Origin of the sequence: Providencia sp. SP181, from assembly GCF_050446505.1 — a bacterium.
Classification (GTDB): Bacteria; Pseudomonadota; Gammaproteobacteria; order Enterobacterales; family Enterobacteriaceae; genus Providencia; species Providencia vermicola.
The window spans coordinates 257,837-276,260 of the sequence record NZ_JBBPXM010000002.1 but is presented as its reverse complement, the minus strand read 5'-3'; the positions used below and the strand labels follow the sequence as shown (position 1 = coordinate 276,260).

The 18,424-nt window shown below is 43.0% G+C and carries 17 protein-coding genes; 3 read left to right on the top strand and 14 right to left on the bottom strand.

Annotated features, from left to right (window positions below; translation table 11 throughout):
* Positions 1–3 precede the first annotated feature (3 nt).
* The 10 genes from mltG to yceD form a co-directional block, all read right to left on the bottom strand.
* Complete coding sequence (gene mltG / locus AABS66_RS04570; protein WP_206086381.1) at positions 4–1,026, bottom strand: endolytic transglycosylase MltG; 1,023 nt, start codon at positions 1,024–1,026, stop codon at positions 4–6.
* Between the two features lie 44 nt (positions 1,027–1,070).
* A complete protein-coding gene (gene pabC / locus AABS66_RS04565) occupies positions 1,071–1,901 on the bottom strand; it encodes an aminodeoxychorismate lyase (RefSeq protein WP_206086380.1) in 831 nt (276 codons plus the stop codon).
* Positions 1,902–2,050: 149 nt separating this feature from the next.
* A complete protein-coding gene (fabF, locus tag AABS66_RS04560; RefSeq protein WP_206086379.1) occupies positions 2,051–3,301 on the bottom strand; it encodes a beta-ketoacyl-ACP synthase II in 1,251 nt (416 codons plus the stop codon).
* Positions 3,302–3,379: 78 nt separating this feature from the next.
* Positions 3,380–3,616: an acyl carrier protein gene (acpP, locus tag AABS66_RS04555; RefSeq protein ID WP_206086378.1), complete on the bottom strand. Its 237-nt coding sequence runs from the start codon at positions 3,614–3,616 to the stop codon at positions 3,380–3,382.
* Between the two features lie 155 nt (positions 3,617–3,771).
* Entirely contained in the window at positions 3,772–4,506 is a 735-nt protein-coding gene (fabG, locus tag AABS66_RS04550) for a 3-oxoacyl-ACP reductase FabG (protein ID WP_206086377.1), read from the bottom strand.
* A 7-nt stretch (positions 4,507–4,513) separates the two neighbouring features.
* On the bottom strand, positions 4,514–5,446 hold the full coding sequence (gene fabD / locus AABS66_RS04545; RefSeq protein WP_206086376.1) for an ACP S-malonyltransferase: 933 nt from the start codon (positions 5,444–5,446) through the stop codon (positions 4,514–4,516).
* A gap of 18 nt (positions 5,447–5,464) precedes the next feature.
* Complete coding sequence (locus AABS66_RS04540; RefSeq protein WP_430224686.1) at positions 5,465–6,415, bottom strand: beta-ketoacyl-ACP synthase III; 951 nt, start codon at positions 6,413–6,415, stop codon at positions 5,465–5,467.
* A 9-nt stretch (positions 6,416–6,424) separates the two neighbouring features.
* Positions 6,425–7,465 carry a phosphate acyltransferase PlsX gene (plsX, locus tag AABS66_RS04535; protein ID WP_206086375.1) on the bottom strand — a complete coding sequence of 347 codons (1,041 nt, stop codon included), beginning with the start codon at positions 7,463–7,465 and terminating at the stop codon, positions 6,425–6,427.
* 11 nt (positions 7,466–7,476) lie between these two features.
* Complete coding sequence (rpmF, locus tag AABS66_RS04530; protein WP_047755811.1) at positions 7,477–7,647, bottom strand: 50S ribosomal protein L32; 171 nt, start codon at positions 7,645–7,647, stop codon at positions 7,477–7,479.
* Between the two features lie 12 nt (positions 7,648–7,659).
* Positions 7,660–8,184, bottom strand: coding sequence for a 23S rRNA accumulation protein YceD (gene yceD, locus AABS66_RS04525; RefSeq protein WP_004911841.1), 525 nt, complete (start codon positions 8,182–8,184; stop codon positions 7,660–7,662).
* 143 nt (positions 8,185–8,327) lie between these two features.
* Between yceD and AABS66_RS04520 the strand changes: the two genes are divergently transcribed.
* Positions 8,328–8,912 carry a Maf family protein gene (locus tag AABS66_RS04520; protein WP_206086374.1) on the top strand — a complete coding sequence of 195 codons (585 nt, stop codon included), beginning with the start codon at positions 8,328–8,330 and terminating at the stop codon, positions 8,910–8,912.
* 48 nt (positions 8,913–8,960) lie between these two features.
* Here the strand turns inward: AABS66_RS04520 and rluC are convergent, their stop codons facing one another.
* On the bottom strand, positions 8,961–9,920 hold the full coding sequence (rluC, locus tag AABS66_RS04515; protein WP_225818847.1) for a 23S rRNA pseudouridine(955/2504/2580) synthase RluC: 960 nt from the start codon (positions 9,918–9,920) through the stop codon (positions 8,961–8,963).
* A 541-nt stretch (positions 9,921–10,461) separates the two neighbouring features.
* Here rluC and rne point away from each other — a divergent pair.
* Both rne and AABS66_RS04505 read left to right on the top strand, forming a co-directional pair.
* The gene (rne, locus tag AABS66_RS04510) at positions 10,462–13,695 is read left to right on the top strand and encodes a ribonuclease E (protein ID WP_272573257.1); all 3,234 of its coding nucleotides are present in this window, start codon (positions 10,462–10,464) and stop codon (positions 13,693–13,695) included.
* A gap of 198 nt (positions 13,696–13,893) precedes the next feature.
* The gene (locus AABS66_RS04505; protein WP_430224611.1) at positions 13,894–14,193 is read left to right on the top strand and encodes a putative quinol monooxygenase; all 300 of its coding nucleotides are present in this window, start codon (positions 13,894–13,896) and stop codon (positions 14,191–14,193) included.
* A gap of 338 nt (positions 14,194–14,531) precedes the next feature.
* On the opposite strand, the gene AABS66_RS04500 is transcribed toward AABS66_RS04505, so the two are convergent.
* The 3 genes from AABS66_RS04500 to AABS66_RS04490 are packed head-to-tail and all read right to left on the bottom strand — an operon-like array spanning position 14,532 to position 18,234.
* On the bottom strand, positions 14,532–15,350 hold the full coding sequence (locus AABS66_RS04500) for a dimethyl sulfoxide reductase anchor subunit family protein (protein WP_430224609.1): 819 nt from the start codon (positions 15,348–15,350) through the stop codon (positions 14,532–14,534).
* A 2-nt stretch (positions 15,351–15,352) separates the two neighbouring features.
* Positions 15,353–15,901, bottom strand: coding sequence for a 4Fe-4S dicluster domain-containing protein (locus AABS66_RS04495; protein ID WP_225818851.1), 549 nt, complete (start codon positions 15,899–15,901; stop codon positions 15,353–15,355).
* A gap of 2 nt (positions 15,902–15,903) precedes the next feature.
* On the bottom strand, positions 15,904–18,234 hold the full coding sequence (locus tag AABS66_RS04490) for a molybdopterin-containing oxidoreductase family protein (RefSeq protein WP_206082266.1): 2,331 nt from the start codon (positions 18,232–18,234) through the stop codon (positions 15,904–15,906).
* Positions 18,235–18,424 lie beyond the last annotated feature (190 nt).

Below are 18,424 nucleotides of genomic sequence, written 5' to 3'. Positions count from 1 at the left end.
TTATCAGTTTTGCTGTTCAATTTGACGGTAAACTTTGACGGCACGGTTGTGGTCATTCAAGTTACGGCTAAAGGTATGCCCCCCTTTGCCGTCCGCGACAAAATACAAATAATCTGTTTTGGCTGGATGTGCAGCTGCTTTAATGGATGCAATACTTGGCATTGCTATCGGTGTTGGTGGTAATCCATCAATTTTGTAGGTGTTGTATTCTGTGTAATTATCTAAATCACTACGATAAATTTTACCACGATATTTATCACCCAAGCCGTAAATGACGGTTGGATCGGTTTGTAAACGCATTTTTTGCTTCAAGCGATTGACAAATACCGAGGCAACTTGCGAACGTTCGCTGTCAACACCCGTTTCTTTTTCAATGATTGATGCCATTATCAGCATTTCATACGCATTTTTATACGGCAGATCCCTATCACGCCCCTTCCATTCATCTTCAAGGCTAGCCTGCATGCGCTTATGTGCACGTTTCAAAATCTCAGTATCCGCCGTTCCAGCAGTATATAAATAGGTATCAGGATACAGCCAACCTTCTAAGGTTCCTTCGCCTTTAAAGTCAATCGCATTGTAGAGTTCAGTCGGTGTCATTTCCGTTGATTTATGCGCTAAGTATGGCGCATCACGCAGGATGTTACTCCAATCTACTAAACGATTACCTTCAATAAAGCGAATAGAAAACTGCGCTTCTTTACCGCTTACGATTAATTTTAGTAGCTGTTCTACATCCATGTCAGGTTGCAAACGGTATGTGCCCGCTTTAAGCTGCGCCAATTCAGGTCGCAATTTCAGTAACCATTGAAATTCATTGCCCTGCTCAATCAATTTTTCATTAATAAGCAATGCTTCAAAAGCCACACGTCCAGTCCCCGCAGGCACAGTGAAAATCTTTTCTTCCGTAAGGTTAATCGGTGTTTTAGCGTAATTCAGTACTTGGCGATATTGCAAATAAAGTGCAATCGCCACAACGGTAATCAGAACAACAGCAATTAAAATGATTTTTTTAGCTAATTTCATTTATTGACCACATCAATGCGTATTAGGACTTTAATTTATGCAAACTAGATTTTGCAGCGCAAAAATAAGTATTCGAACAGCTCCCGTGATGCATAATGCAACGGATTTTCTTGTGAAGCTATTTGGATGCTTTTAACGGGTAGAACAGGCATCAACGCATTACACATAATCACTTCATCGCAGTGAGCTAATACTGACGCGAACCGCTCAACTTCTTCAAGATGGTACTGACTCCCTACTAATAACGCTATGATCTTTTGTCTCATTAATCCGTTCACCCCACAATGCGATAATACAGGGGTATAAACAGTTTGCCCGATACGCCAAAATACATTTGCACTACAACACTCAATAATGATGCCATCTGTATCGAGCACAATCGCTTCATCCGCTTGAGCCTCATCGATTTCCTGGCGGATCAATACTTGCTCAAGGCGATTTAAATGTTTCATCCCTGCCAGTAATGGATTTCGAGAAACAGGTGTTTGGCTCAATATCAGCTTAGCCCCTTGGCATTGTAACTGAGTATAGTGTGATGGAAAGGGGGAAACACTGACAATAATGGTAGGCTGAGTAAAGCCTATAGAACTGTAACCTCGCCCACCTACACCACGGCTGATAATGACCTTTAGAACAAATTCTTCATCCACTTGTTGTGTACAAATTTCCGTTAAATGATGTTCTAATTCCCCCCAATCAGGTGCGGTAATTTTTAATCTTAAGCAGTCACGTGTTAAACGCGCAATGTGTTCTTTGAGCATCTGCGCTTGCTGATTCACTCCATGAATGGTCGTGAAACAACCATCCCCGAACGCAACGGCGCGATCAGAGACACTAATTTGTTGACAAGGTTGGCCATTAACCCAATATGACATTGATAATACTTATAATAAAAGCTGATAAATCAGACAGTAATCAGGTAGAACTATCATAAACTAAAGCACAGAGCTGTGCAAAGAAGCTGGCAAAATAAAGCCCCAGTTGCATACACAACTGAGGCTGAATTAATGGTGGAACGATTTGATTATTCTGCGTGGTAACGGCGGAAAATCAATGAACCGTTTGTGCCACCAAAGCCGAAGGAGTTACACAGAGCGTACTCCATGTTCTCAACTTTACGTGCTTTATTCGCAACGAAATCTAACGTACAACCCTCATCAGGGCTGTCTAAGTTAATCGTTGGAGGGACAATTTGATCACACAAAGACAAAATCGTGAAGATAGATTCAACCGCTCCTGCAGCACCTAATAGGTGACCTGTCATGGATTTCGTCGAACTCACTAACACATTTGAATCTTCACCAAATACAGACATAACCGCTTGTGCTTCCGCTAAGTCACCTGCATTGGTTGATGTGCCATGGGCATTGATGTAACCCACTTCGCTCGCCTTAATGCCAGCATCTTTTAGCGCATTTTCCATTGCTAATGCAGCACCTTCACCATTTTCTGGCGGAGATGTCATATGGTAAGCATCACTGCTCATACCAAAGCCAGCAACTTCTGCGTAAATTTTAGCGCCACGTGCTTTCGCATGTTCATATTCTTCAAGAATAATGATACCTGCACCATCACCGAGAACAAAACCATCACGGTCTTTATCCCAAGGGCGACTTGCCGCTTGTGGGTCATCATTGCGAGTTGATAGAGCACGCGCAGCACCAAAGCCTGCCACACCTAATGGTGTCGTTGCTTTTTCAGTACCGCCTGCCAACATAACATCTGCATCGCCATAGGCAATCATACGTGCTGCGTGACCAATATTGTGAACGCCCGATGTACATGCTGTGGCAATAGAAATGCTTGGACCACGTAAACCGTACATAATGCTTAAATGGCCCGCCGCCAAGTTAATGATTGTCGATGGCACGAAGAATGGGCTAACTTTACGAGGACCACCTGCCATCAGTGCTTCACAGTTATCCTGAATTAACCCTAACCCGCCAATACCAGAACCAATCGCTAAACCGATACGAGTAGCATTGGCTTCTGTTACTTCCAATCCAGCATCTTTAAAGGCTTGGAAGCCTGCTGCAATACCATATTGAATAAATGGGTCCATCTTCTTCGCATCTTTGCGAGAGATGTCAAAATCTTCGTAATTGAAATCTTTTACTAAGCCAGCAAATTTAGTTGCGTGGTTAGTAGTATCAAAATGTTCAATGAGGCTGATACCACTCTGTCCGTCACAAACAGCTTTCCATGATGACTCAACTGTGTTGCCGACAGGAGATAACATGCCCAGTCCGGTTACGACTACACGACGCTTAGACACGTATTTCCTCCAAGGAGGGAAAAGTTACAAAAGGAACATAGGCGATCGAGTGATCGCCTAGACATGTTTTTCGTACAATTATTTAGATGCGTTCTCGACGTAGTCAATCGCAGCCTGTACTGTTGTGATCTTTTCAGCTTCTTCGTCAGGGATTTCGCAATCGAACTCTTCTTCCAGAGCCATAACCAGCTCAACTGTGTCAAGAGAATCAGCGCCCAAGTCATCAACAAATGAAGCTGCATTTACAACTTCTTCCTCTTTAACACCCAGTTGTTCAACGATGATTTTCTTAACGCGTTCTTCGATAGTGCTCATACTATTAAAATTCCTATCAAAACTCGCTTTCGCGATGGTTTTCGTAGTTTATGAAATACAGGAAAAGATACAACCCAATCCCGGCTGTTGGAACCATTATTTTGCATTATTTAGCGTTAGATAACACTAATAATGCAAGTAGTCCCATCATTTCTTTAGATCATGTACATGCCACCATTGACATGCAATGTTTCACCTGTGATGTAAGCAGCTTCGTCAGAAGCTAAAAACGCTACAGCACTGGCAATTTCTTGTGCATCACCCAGTCTATCTGCAGGAACCTGAGATAAAATGCCTGCACGCTGCTCATCTGTCAATGCTTTAGTCATATCCGTTTCGATAAAACCTGGAGCAACAACATTAACAGTGATACCACGAGAAGCGACTTCCCGAGCTAATGATTTACTAAAACCAATTAGCCCAGCTTTCGCTGCTGCATAGTTTGTTTGTCCCGCATTCCCCATCACACCCACAACTGATGCGATAGAAATAATACGCCCACAACGTTTTTTCATCATGGCACGCAAAACGGCTTTAGACAAACGGTAAACGGATGAAAGATTCGTGTCAATAATATCTTGCCACTCTTCTTCTTTCATACGCATCAATAAGTTATCGCGAGTGATACCTGCATTATTAACCAAAATATCAATTTCACCAAATTCCTCACGGATCTTAGTCAAAGTTTCTTCGATTGATGCTGCATCAGTCACGTTTAACGCTAAACCTTTCCCTTTACCATCAAGATAAGCAGTAATGGCTTCTGCGCCTTTTTCGCTGGTTGCTGTGCCAATAACGGTTGCACCGCGCGCGATTAATGTTAAAGCAATGGCTTTACCAATCCCACGGCTAGCACCTGTTACTAGTGCAATTTTTCCTTCAAAGCTCATGTCGTCCTCAGCTATTTTCTAAAGCAGTGCTTAATGATACAGGATCATTGGCTGCTACGGCAGTTAAATTAGAGACAATTCGCTTGGTAAGACCAGTCAACACTTTACCTGGCCCCATTTCGATAAGGTGTTCAACACCTTGATCTGCCATCAATTCTACTGTTTCTGTCCAGCGTACTGGATTATACAGTTGACGAACTAACGCATCACGAATATTTTGCGCCGATTGCTCAATTTTAACATCAACATTGTTGATAACTGGATAGACTGGCTCACAAAATTCGATTTTTTCTAACGCTTCGGCTAATTTATCAGCAGCAGGCTTCATTAATGCACAATGTGAAGGCACACTAACTGATAATGGCAGTGCACGTTTTGCACCCGCTTCTTTACACGCAGCACCTGCTCGTTCAACCGCTGCTTTTTCCCCTGCAATGACCACTTGGCCTGGGGAGTTAAAATTCACGGGTGAAACGACTTGACCTTGTGCCGCTTCTTGGCAGGCTTTTTCAATAGATTCATTATCTAAGCCAATTATCGCATACATTGCGCCTGTACCTTCAGGAACCGCTTCTTGCATCAATTTACCACGCAATTCAACAAGTTTAATCGCTTCTTTGAAGTCAATGACACCTGCACAAACTAATGCGGAGTACTCACCCAGGCTATGCCCTGCCATCATTGAAGGCATTGCACCGTTTTTAGCTTGCCAAACACGGAAAATTGCCACAGACGCGGCTAATAATGCGGGCTGTGTTTGCCATGTTTTATTTAATTCTTCTTCTGGCCCATTTTGGACTAATGCCCAAAGATCGTAACCCAATGCTTCTGATGCTTCAGCAAATGTTTGCTCAACCAGCTTATTTTCTTCAGCTAATGCCGCTAACATTCCTAAAGACTGAGAACCCTGTCCGGGAAATACCATCGCAAATTGTGTCATGTCTGTTTTCTCAATAAATTAAAAACGAACTAAGGCAGAGCCCCACGTGAAACCACCGCCAAAGGCTTCTAACAGCACAAGTTGGCTACGTTGGATACGTCCATCACGCACTGCTTCATCAAGTGCAGTTGGGACAGATGCCGCAGAAGTATTGCCATGACGGTCTAAGGTGATAACCACTTTGTCCATAGTCATATCAAGTTTTTTTGCCGTCGCAGAAATAATTCTTAAATTTGCTTGATGTGGCACTAACCAATCAAGTTCTTCTTTTGCAATCCCACTTTTTTCCAGTGTTTCATCAACAATATGCGCTAATTCGCGGACTGCAACTTTGAATACTTCATTACCCGTCATCGTTAAATACGCAGAGTCGTCAGAGCAACGGCTACGATTAGGCAATGCGAGTAAATCCCCATAACGCCCATCAGCGTGTAAATGGGTGGAAATAATGCCAGGTTCATTAGACTCACCAACCACAACAGCACCTGCGGCGTCACCAAATAAGATGATGGTACCACGATCTTCTGGGTCTAATGTTTTTGATAATGCATCAGCGCCAATAACAAGGGCCTTTTTCGTCATCCCTGTTTTAACAAACTGGTCAGCAATACTGATCGCATAAGTAAAGCCTGCACAGGCCGCCGCAACGTCAAATGCCGCGCAATCATTGATTCCTAGCATTTGCTGCACTTGGCACGCTGCACTTGGGAATGCATGCGTTGCAGAAGTGGTGGCAACAATGATTAAACCTATCTCGCTGGCCTCAACCTGTGCCATTTCAAGCGCTTTTTGTGCAGCATGAAAACTCATTACAGAGACATTTTCGTCTTCGTTAGCAATTCTTCTTTCATGTATCCCAGTGCGGGTCACAATCCATTCATCAGAAGTATCAACCATTTTTTCCAGATCAGCATTGGTACGAACTTGCGCTGGCAAGTAGCTGCCTGTTCCTAAGATTTTACTGTACATAGCCATAGGTTATTGATCGCTCCTGGGTAAAACAATATTTAATCGCGCTGTTATTCTTTCTGGTACTTGTTTTTCAACAGCTTGCACTGCGCGGTCAATCGCAGCTTTAAATGCACTTTCGTTAGCCGCACCATGACTCTTGATCACAATACCTTTTAATCCTAACAGAGTCGCACCGTTATACTGGTCGGGGTTCATATCCCCAAAACGCTTCATTAAACGTTTTTTTAGCCATTTTTTCGCCAGTTGCATTATCCAACTGCGTTTTTTCTTTTCGTCGTCCGCCGATTTTAACAAGGAGAGAATAACGCGAACGACTCCTTCCATTGTTTTTAATGAGACGTTACCCGCGAAGCCGTCACACACTAATACATCGGTTTTACCTGTCAGTAACTCATTACCTTCAACGTAACCAATATAGTTAATGGACGCCGTTTCTTTTAATATTGCGGCGGCTTCGCGGATATTATCCAGCCCTTTGCTCTCTTCTTCACCGATATTGAGCAAAGCAACTTTCGGTTTTGTGATATTGACCACTTCTTCAGCCATCACCGAACCCATTACGGCAAATTGCACTAACATTTCACTACTGCAATTGACGTTTGCCCCTAAATCCAACACTACCGTTTGTTTTTTCTGCTGGTTAGGTAAGATTGTCATTAGCGCTGGACGCTCAATGCCATCTATCGACTTTAACATCAATTTCGCTAACCCCATCAATGCGCCTGTATTACCAGCACTCACGCACGCTTGTGCCTGCCCTGTTTTCACCAACTCTAAGGCCACTCGCATCGATGTTCCTTTGCTTTGTCTTATTGCGTTTGATGGTTTGGCATCGTTAGCAATAATTCCATCCGCAGGGATAATTTCGACACGCGAAATTTGCTCGGCACTTAGATGTGCAAGCAAGGGTTGAATGGCTTCGGGTTGACCGACAAGCAGTAATTTGAGTGCTAAATTAGATGCCAGAGCCTGCAATGCAGCAGGCACTGTGACGCGGGGACCAACATCCCCGCCCATAGCATCTAACGCAATGGTTAGATTAGCCAAGGTACCAACAATTACTTGCTGATAACCTTACGGCCACGGTAGAAACCGTCTGCAGTCACATGGTGACGCAGGTGAGTTTCACCTGAAGTTTTATCTACAGAAACTAGGGTAGCAGTCAGTGCATCATGTGAACGACGCATACCGCGTTTTGAACGAGTTGGTTTATTCTGTTGTACGGCCATTGACCTTACTCCTTAAGTACTTTTCTTTAAACTGGCTAATACGGCAAATGGGTTTGGCTTTTCTGCCTCAGGAGGCAGTTCACCATACACCATGTCCGCTTCGGACACTTCACAGTGTTCAGAATCATGAACCGGAACAACTGGTAAGGAAAGAATTATTTCATCTTCTATCATTCCCAGCAAATCTATTTCACCAAATTCATCAATTTGAATTGGCTCGTAGAGCTCCGGTAATGCTTCGGCCTTTTCGTCATTGACGACAGGACTAAAACAATACGATACGTAGGCATGATGCTTGAAATTTTTTCCGCAGCGTTGGCATTGGAGGGTGAGATCCACATCGGATTTCCCTTCGATAACCGTGAGACGCTGTTTATCAATATTAAATGATAATTCGGTTTCTACATCACTGTCTACACTGACTACTGATTCTGCAAGACGTGCAACTTGCTCAGGTGTATAACTCCCGACATAGTCGAGGTTTTTCTGAGCTGCACGCTGCGCATCGATAGTCAGGGGTAATTTTACCTTTTGCATAAGGCGCGCATATTAACTTTGTAATGAGCTATAGTCAAAGAAAAAGGCGGGGTAAACTCGCCTTTTCACCAAAAAATCGCAGGTTTTGCGGTTTATAGTTTAAAATGAGTTAACCCTTTTGGCTACGAGTTTTGAGAAAAATCATGAAATCGATTATTTTGGCGTCAACTTCACCCTATCGGCAATCCTTATTAAAAAAATTAGGTTTGCCGTTTTTAGCCTCACCGCCGAACATTGATGAATCACCTGTTTTAAATGAATCGGCTCAAGCTTTGGTCCTGCGGTTATCTCATGCCAAAGCCGCTGCACTGACAGAACAATACGCTCAACATTTAATTATTGGTTCTGATCAAGTGTGTGTTATTGATGGAAAAATTGTCGGCAAGCCCCATACCTTTGAAAATGCATTCAAACAATTGAAAGCAGCCTCTGGTAATAAAATCACATTTTATACTGGGTTGTGCCTATTAGATTCCGCGACAGGAAAATTTAATCTGCAATGTGAATTGTTCGATGTCTATTTTCGAAACTTAACTGACCAAGAGATCACCAACTACTTGTATAAAGAAGAACCGTTCCAATGTGCAGGAAGTTTTAAATCCGAAGGGCTAGGTATAACTTTATTTGATAGGTTAGAGGGACGTGACCCTAACACTTTAATTGGCTTACCGATTATTTTGCTGTTAGATATGCTACGCCAGCATGATGTTAACCCACTATTGGGTTAATAAAAATAATTGGCGGGTAATGACCTTCTACCCGCCAACGAGTGATGCTTACGATGTGGTTTTACGGTTACGTAATACTTTTAAACAATGGTTTAGCTCTGCACCCATTGGCGCTTGCAGCCGCATCTCTTCCCCAGTTTTGGGATGAGTGAATTTTAATGCGCTTGCGTGCAGGAACAACCGATTGAGGCCTGTATCTGCTAATTGGCTATCGAATAATTCGTCACCATAACGGTTATCAAACGCAATTGGATGACCTGCATATAAAGTGTGCACACGAATTTGATGCGTTCGCCCCGTGACAGGACTCGCTTTTACTAACGTTGCATTATCAAAACGTTCTTCGACTTTAAAGCGCGTTTCCGATGGTTTTCCTTCGCTACTCACTTTGACGACTCGCTCACCACTTTGCAAAATATTTTTCAACAACGGTGCTTGAACCACTTTAACATGAGATTGCCAATGACCACGCACTAAGGCCAGGTAATCTTTTTGCATAGTTTTCAAGCGCAACTGTTCATGCAATGCTCTTAAGGCAGAACGTTTTTTCGCAACTAATAAAATTCCTGACGTGTCCCTATCGAGGCGATGAACCAGTTCAAGAAAACGAGCTTCAGGCCGCAAGGCCCGCAGCCCCTCAATAACACCAAAGCTCAAACCACTTCCGCCATGTACTGCTGTACCAGAAGGTTTGTTCAGTACAAGTATGGAATCATCTTCAAATAAAATGCAGTTAGCTAATGCCGCCACTTTATCTAATTTAGCGGAAACTGCGGGCACCTCACGCTCAGCGACTCTGACTGGCGGAACACGAACTTGATCCCCTTCGACAAGTTTATACTCAGGCTTAATCCGCCCTTTATTTACACGCACTTCCCCTTTACGGATAATGCGATAAATCATGCTTTTTGGTACGCCTTTAAGTTTAGCGAGCAAAAAGTTATCGATGCGTTGCCCAGCCTCGTCATCGCTGATGTCTATAAATTGAACTTGATTTTGTGTATTCATTCGAAAATGCGTTAACTCTAATTGATTAAAATATGCGCTTATTAACTCTCTCTATCATACCGACTCCACGAATTTTTTTATGTTTTTTTTTATTTTGGTTATTTTCTGCATGATTTTTCCTATTTCTAAATAAAATTTCCATATAACTTCCTTATCGACTTGCTATAATGCACATGGCAATGGAATAATATGCAGTTGCCAAGATGTTTAAAAAACGAAAATTGGCGTTTATAGGATTTCTTATTTGATAGCGTAACAATGCAGCAATGGCGTAAGACATTTAGCAATATCAAATAAATTAGCGAGCAACGAATTTTGGCTTATTGGGTTAGGTACTTCCGTTTTAATGATAATCAACGGCACCCTAATTAAGAACGCTGAATTTTTAATCTAAAAATCAGGTTCACCGAATACTGCGCGTCTCTATACGAACGACTGCCGCGAGGCAGACGGTTTTGTAAAAATCACGAGGCCATCGGTTTACAGTAGCTCTTTCTTTCGCTGCTCTTTATTTAAAAGAAAATAATGAGTAAGTAATAACATGAAAAGAATGCTAATAAACGCAACTCAACAGGAAGAGTTGCGTGTTGCCCTTGTTGACGGGCAACGTCTCTATGATTTGGATATTGAAAGCCCAGGTCATGAGCAAAAAAAGGCGAACATTTACAAAGGTAAAATCACCCGTATCGAACCTAGTCTTGAAGCTGCTTTTGTTGATTATGGTGCAGAAAGACACGGTTTCCTTCCTATCAAAGAAATCGCTCGTGAATACTTCCCAAGCAACTACCACTCTCAAGGCCGTCCTAACATTAAAGATGTGTTAAAAGAAGGCCAAGAAGTTATTGTTCAAGTTGATAAAGAAGAACGTGGTAATAAAGGTGCAGCGTTAACTACTTTTATTAGTCTGGCAGGTAGCTATTTAGTGTTAATGCCAAATAACCCACGCGCAGGCGGTATTTCTCGTCGTATTGAAGGTGAAGACCGTACGGAACTCAAAGAAGCACTGTCTTCTTTAGAAATTCCAGATGGTATGGGTCTGATTGTCCGCACGGCTGGTGTTGGTAAGTCTGCAGAATCCCTACAACAAGATTTACTGTACCGCTTACGCCACTGGGAAGCCATCCAAAAAGCCGCTGAGAACCGCCCTGCACCTTTCCTAATCCATCAGGAAAGTAATGTTATTGTGCGTGCGTTCCGCGATTATCTACGCCCAGACATTGGCGAGATTCTAATTGATAATCCGAAAGTCGTCGAAATGGCTCGTAACCATATCGAAGCGATTGGTCGTGGCGATTTTGCTAGTAAAATCAAACACTACAGTGGTGATGTTCCATTATTCAGCCATTACCAAATCGAATCTCAAATTGAATCTGCGTTCCAACGTGAAGTACGTTTACCTTCAGGTGGTGCGTTAGTCATTGATACAACAGAAGCATTGACTGCGATTGATATCAACTCATCACGTTCTACTCGTGGTGGTGACATCGAAGAAACTGCGTTCAATACTAACCTTGAAGCGGCGGATGAAATTGCCCGTCAATTACGTCTACGTGACCTTGGTGGCCTAATTGTCATTGACTTTATTGATATGACGCCAGTTAGGCACCAACGTGAAGTGGAAAACCGCTTACGTGAAGCCGTTCGCCAAGACCGTGCACGTATTCAAATTGCCCGTATCTCTCGTTTCGGTTTACTCGAAATGTCCCGCCAACGTTTAAGCCCATCATTAGGCGAGTCAAGCCACCATGTGTGCCCTCGTTGTATGGGAACTGGGACAATTCGTGATAACGAATCACTGTCATTATCGGTTCTTCGTTTAATCGAAGAAGAAGCACTGAAGGAAAATACGCATGAAGTTCACGCGATTGTTCCTGTGCAAATCGCGTCTTACTTGCTAAACGAAAAACGTAAAGCCGTCAGCGAAATTGAACAACGCCAAACTCACGTTCGCGTTGTTATCGTACCAAATGACCAGATGCAGACACCTCATTTCCATGTAATCCGTATCCGTAAAGGTGAAGAAGTGAATACTCTGAGCTATAACCTAGCTCAATATCACGAAACTGAAACCTTAACTCATACCGATGAAACAACGTCTGAGCGTAAAGTACCTGAGCAACCTGCGATTTCCGCTTTTGCATTACAAGAGCCAGTTGAGCTTTCTTCCGCTAAACCTAAAGAAGTCGCGCCCGTTAAAGCGCCAGTAAAAACAACGTCAAATGAACCTGCTCAGCCAGGCTTATTCAGTAAAATTGCTGCATTCTTTAAAGGCCTCTTTGGTGGTGAAGAAGAGAAAGTGGTCGAAGCACCTGCCCCTAAAGCTCGCAATAATAATGACCGTCGCCGTAATAACGATCGTCGTCGTAATAATGATCGCCGTAACAATAATCGTCGTGATCGTGATGATAACGAAAATCGTGATAGTCGCGACAATCGTAATAACCGCAATGATCGCAATGCTTCATCGGAAGAAACGAATAATCGTAACAAGGGCCGTAACAATAAAAATACGGCACCGCAAGATGAGCAAACGGCTGAAAATGCAAACCGTGACAACCAGCAGCAACGTCGTGAACAGCGTGCTGATCGCCGTCGTCGTCAAGATGAAAAACGTCAGCAACAAACTGCAAAAACTCAGCAAGATGCACAACAAGATAACGTTGAAGCAACAAATGCAAGAGAAGAAGAACAGCGTCCTGCTGCTCCTCGCCGCCAGCGTCGCCAGTTAACACAAAAAATTCGTGTGACTGATAACGAACAAATGGTCAAAACTGATGTTGCAGAGCCCGTTGTCGCTGTATCCGCACCAGTTGCTGCATTACCAGCACCAGTTGCGGTAGTTAACCAAGCTGAAGGCCAAGTACAAGCTGACGATCTACAAGATTTAACTCATCAAACTGATGGCGAAGAGAAACAAGACACCATCATTCCTCGCCGTTCGCGCCGCTCTCCTCGTCACTTACGTGTAAGTGGGCAACGTCGCCGTCGTTACCGTGATGAGCGTCATCTCAATAGTTCACCAATGCCATTAGCCGCAGCAGTAGCATCACCTGAGCTAGCTTCTGGTAAAGTTTTCATTCATTACCCAATTGTTCAGCCTCAACAAGAGAGCATGGCAATTATGACTAATGAGGAAATGCTTGAACAACAAAATAGCACTGAGTCTGTCAATACAAACACGGTAGAAATAGCTAAGACGGAAAGCCAATCTGAAGCCCTAGCCGTTGTAGCAACACCTGTTGTTGATGTAGTGGCTGCTGATGAAGAAGCTGAACCTGTTGAGGTCGTGTATGTCAGCGAAACTGTTGAACCACAACCTGTTGAAACACATAATGTTATTACTGCAACAGAAACGCCTATCGACAAGGTAAAAACTGACGTAGAAGACGTGATTGTTGCCGCAGATACCGCAATTGAAACGGCTGCTGAGGTTATGGTTGAAGAAAATACTCAACCAACAATCGCTGCAGCCGAAGAGATTGCTGAAACTGAAACCGTTACTGAGCCAGTCGTTGAGCAGCCAATTGCCTCTGTAGAGGTTGAACCAACTAAGGTCGAGGCACCAGTAACTGCTAATACTGATGCAACTAGCTTGCATAAACGTCATTCGTACTCACCAATGACCAAAGCCCCTGCCCCTGTAGATGCAGCGGCGCCATTTGAGATTACTGAGTACCAGCGCGAAACCTCTACTTTTGAAGGTAAAGGTGGTGCTGGTGGTCATGTGGCATCAAATGTAGCAACTTCAGAAATGGCGAAACCAGCGAGTTTCTAATCTAAAGTAATGCTGATTAAAAAGCCTTGCTGGGAAACCAACAAGGCTTTTTTGTTGCTTATCTACATTCAAATTATTACTTTACCAATTAAAAAGTTTCATTGATTATCGGTATTCTGCTATTGCGTCAGTGCACTCCCTATGGTTATATAACTGTAATTTCATACAGTATTTAATTCAAAAAGGAAGGAGTCCATTATGTTAAAAGTGATTGCAGAAGATTTTATTAAAGCTGAAGCGATTGAAACAGTTATGCCGTTATATCAGGAGCTTGTAGAAGCGACAAAACAAGAACCCCTTTGTATCAGCTATGATTTATATGTTGACCAAAAAAATCCTGGGCATTTTATTTTTATTGAAGAATGGCCCGATCAACACGCGCTTGATATTCACTGTGCCAGCGAACACTTCAAACGCCTCGTTCCTCTTATCAATAGTTATAAAAAATCCGACCCAATCATTAAACTGATGAATAGTGCATTTGTCCCTGATAAATAGCTACTGATGCCTCTTGAGCTTTGAGCTTTGAGCTTTGAGCTTTGAGCTTTGAGCTTTGAGCTTTGAGCTTTGAGCTTTGAGCTTTGAGCTTTGAGCTTTGAGCTTTGAGCTTTGAGCTTTGAGCTTTGAGCTTTGAGCTTAAAAGTATGTTGCTAAAAACATCTTCGACAACAAATAATAAGGCTGAATCTCATTGGCTATTTAATACCAATCCTCTAAATAGTTCGCGTTGTGGCTAGGCGGCAAAGTGAAGGCAGCACAGGGAGCATACTCAAGTATGTGACCTGTGTGACTGAATGACGCCAACAACGCCACAGCACGAAATATGACGAGGATTTTTAGAACCAAGGTGCTTGGATCATCACCGAACCATAAAACAATGCGCGACCGGCTAGCTCGCCGCTAAACATAACCACCATCAATGCTATAAGTAGTGGTACTGATGGCATTTTACCTTTGCCCCCTCTAACAGCTATCGCACAAGGTAAAACCATGCTCATTACCACTTGCCACCATAAGAGATAGCTTTCTCCTTGGCTTGCTGGTATTTGCGATCGGATAACTTGAGATATTAAGACAAGTATGACCCCTAATAACACACCGACTTTAATAGCTTTTGGCACAGGCTTTGCTAAAGCTTGAACAAACAGTGTGATAGAAACGAAGCCTAATACGATTGCAGTACCAATAAAAGCAATTTGTGTTGCTGAGCTATGCCAAAGCGGATGAGCAACCATCTGGTAATAGACTTGAGCAGTGACAAGAATTGCGGCTAGTCCGCCGATACCACTTAACCAGCCCAGCACGATATTACGTATATTTACCGTTGGTTGTAACCAACAAGAAAGTGCCCAAAGCGTGACTAGACCATTAAGCAAGACAAATGTAACCGCTTCTCGACTTAGCCATGAATGGCTTAGTCCAAGTACTGAACGATAAGCTTCTAACGGCACCCCTAAATGTCCCATAGACATAGATGAACCAACCACTTCAATTAACCAAATAATTATCACCGCGGTACGCAGGGATTTACCGACGAGTTTATGTTCCGTACTAACTTTCATTTGGTACAACGTCAATGCAAGTACTGCGCCGATCCCCCACTGACTCATCACAGTAAAAAATACCAATGGGAGCTCCATATGATGAATATTCATGATTAGTCCTCCATTCCAATAATCACAATATTTGGCTGGCTGATTGTGTGATCTGGCATATTGTAGCGTTTCTCCAATACTGCCCAGTTTGTCGTATGTTTTTTACGAAGTTCAGAAATTTCACCAAACTCAATTGCACCTGTAGGACAAGACTCAACACATCGAGGTAATAACCCCTCATCTAAACGCTCAGCACACATATTACACTTACTGGTTTTCCCTTCCGCAGGGTCAAAAACAGGGGCATGGTATGGACACGCCATGATACACATTTGGCAACCGATACATTTTTCATGGTCTTGTACCACAATTCCATCAGGACGCTTAGTGTAGGTATCCGCTGGGCAAACTTTTAAACATTGTGGGTCATCACAGTGGTTACACGACATCGTAATAAATGCCTGTGTATTCGGTGAGTCATCATTGAACTCACGAACACGGCGCCATAAAACGCCAGGAGGAGTGACATTCTCTGATTTACATGCCATAGAACAAGTGCGGCAGCCATAACAATCTTTTGTGTTGATTAAAAAACCATATTGCTTAACCATGATTATGCCTCCCTTCTGACATCAACGAGCGTACTATTACAGCAATGGCCTGTTCCTAAATGTTCCACTTGGTCATTTGTCACATGGCTACTACTCCCTCCTTGCTGTTCCCACCAGCCATTATCGAGAGAAATAACACCCTTTTTAATGTGCGTCGTGACCACCGCTATCGCTCGATGCTCCCCTCTATCATTAAACGTTACCGCCCATTCGCCATTTTTAATACCACGAATTTGCGCGTCTTCAGGGTGAATTAACACATTGGGTTGATTACGTTGTACTTCGAGGATCCATTCATTCATCCCATGACTAGAGTGAACACTGCGTGCTAACTTACGTTGCACTGCCATTAATGGATATTTTTTAGCCAGTTCGGGGGAGCCCTTCACTGACTCTTTCACTTGATAATAAGCCACCACGGGTGAAAAATTTTTCTTTTGCCAATCCTCAATAAAGAAATGGGCTTTTTTAGTCGACGTTCTAAATACACCATCCTTGAATGGGATCCAATCACCTTCAACAGGTCTTACAGGGCCTTTTTCTAACATTTCACGCGTAATGCCAGAGCCTACAAGGCAAGCATCGATATAGTGTTCAATCGGCTTATTAAACACCTCACCAAACCCGAAGCGCTCCGCTAAACGAGCAAAAATCCAGTAATCAGGCTTTGCTTCCCCAACTGGCTCAACCGCTTTTTCCATCAATTGGACATATTGGCTGCGTACCCCTGCCATCAGGCTGGTATCTTCAAAAATCGTCGTCACTGGCAAGACTAAATCTGCATATAACGCCGTTGAACTCATTAAATTATCAGCAACAACAACAAAAGGAACTTTCTTCAGCGCTTCCCGCACTTTGTTGGTATTGGGTAATTGTGTCATTACCCCCATCGTCATAATCCACCAAAAATTAATGGGATGCGGTTTTTCATTCACGATATAGTCACCGACTTTTGCCACTGGAATGGGTGGGATATTTTTTGCATTCGGTGCAGGAGGAACAATGGGACTAAATTTAGCCATCTGTCTTGCACCGCCTGCATCACAGACACCCGCACCGCGTTTGCCGATATTCCCTGTTAGCAAAGCAAGGTAAAACTGGCTTGCAGCCACATATGCACCATGCTCTGTACGCTGTGCTCCAGACATGTTTTGCACAATCATTGATGGCGTAATCGAGGAATAATCTCGCGCAAGACGCACGATAGTTTCGGCAGGCACATCTGTTTCTGCACTGACTCGTGCGATATCCCACTCTTTCGCTTGTCGATAAATTTGCTCAAAAACGGTGGTATAACTAAACTGACTAGGTAATTCATGCTGAAATAATGCAGGTTTAATCCCTGCTGAATCATGGCGAACAAGTTGCTGACTGAGAATATCAAACACCAAATAGCTATCAGGATCTTGGGCGTCTTGCCTAAGTTGCTGTTGATTCTCATCCACTAAATACACAGCGCCAGTGTGTGCACGAAGAAAACCCTCATCAATACGATTTTCCTCAATGATAATTTTAATCATTCCAAGTGCTAACGCAGTATCGGTTCCAGGAATGATAGGGATCCACTCATCTGCTTTTGCTGCAGTCTCATTAAATCTCGGATCAATGACCACGAGTCGCGCACCATTTTTCCGTGCTTGATTATAGTTTTTAAAGTACGCCTGCATGGTTACCGCGGGATTATTTCCCCAACACAAAATATAACGACTATCCGCCACCGTATCTCGCGTGTCAGCGTATCGTAATCCCACCATTGGGATCATTGCCGCTGTTACCGCCGAACAACACAAAGAACCCGCTTGTTTTGTTGAGCCGCCTAGGTAATCAAAAAATGCCTTGCCCATATCATTTTTAATGGAGTCCATGTTTCCCGCATGGGTAGAGATAAATAACCCTTCGTTACCATACTTAGCGATAGTGTCACGAATATTTTTTTCTATTAGATCAAGAGCTTCATCCCAGCTAATCGGTTTAAATTCAGCTTTACCTTTCTCTCCTACACGTAATAACGGCGTCGTGATACGCTGGTCGTGATATACCCATTTTGTTCGACTCATTCCCCGTAAACAACATTTGACATTAAAGCCCTCTGTTGCCTGTATTTTCATCAACTTACCCTGGTAAGTATACGCTGTTAAGTTGCAGTGTAAGCACTCCATTGCACACGTTGAACGGAAAGTTTTGTAGTCAGATAACCTTAATCGTACTTTTGGCAGAGGCTGGTTATTGTTTCCCTGCGCAAAAGAACACGGTGTGATAGACGCCAATCCAATAACACCAAGTCCTTTTAGGAGTGTTCGGCGTTTTAGGCGTAATTCATTTATTGTTTTCATTATAGTAAACCTCGACATTGCTTTTAGAAGTACACTATATATATACCCTATCCATTAATAGTGAACTTGAGGCTAATCAAAATTTGCTATTATTTATAGGTACGAAATATCTACCTCTTAATGATTAGACTATCCACATTTTCAGTTATTAGCAGGGATCCGTGACTCATGATAAAATAGATGAACTTGT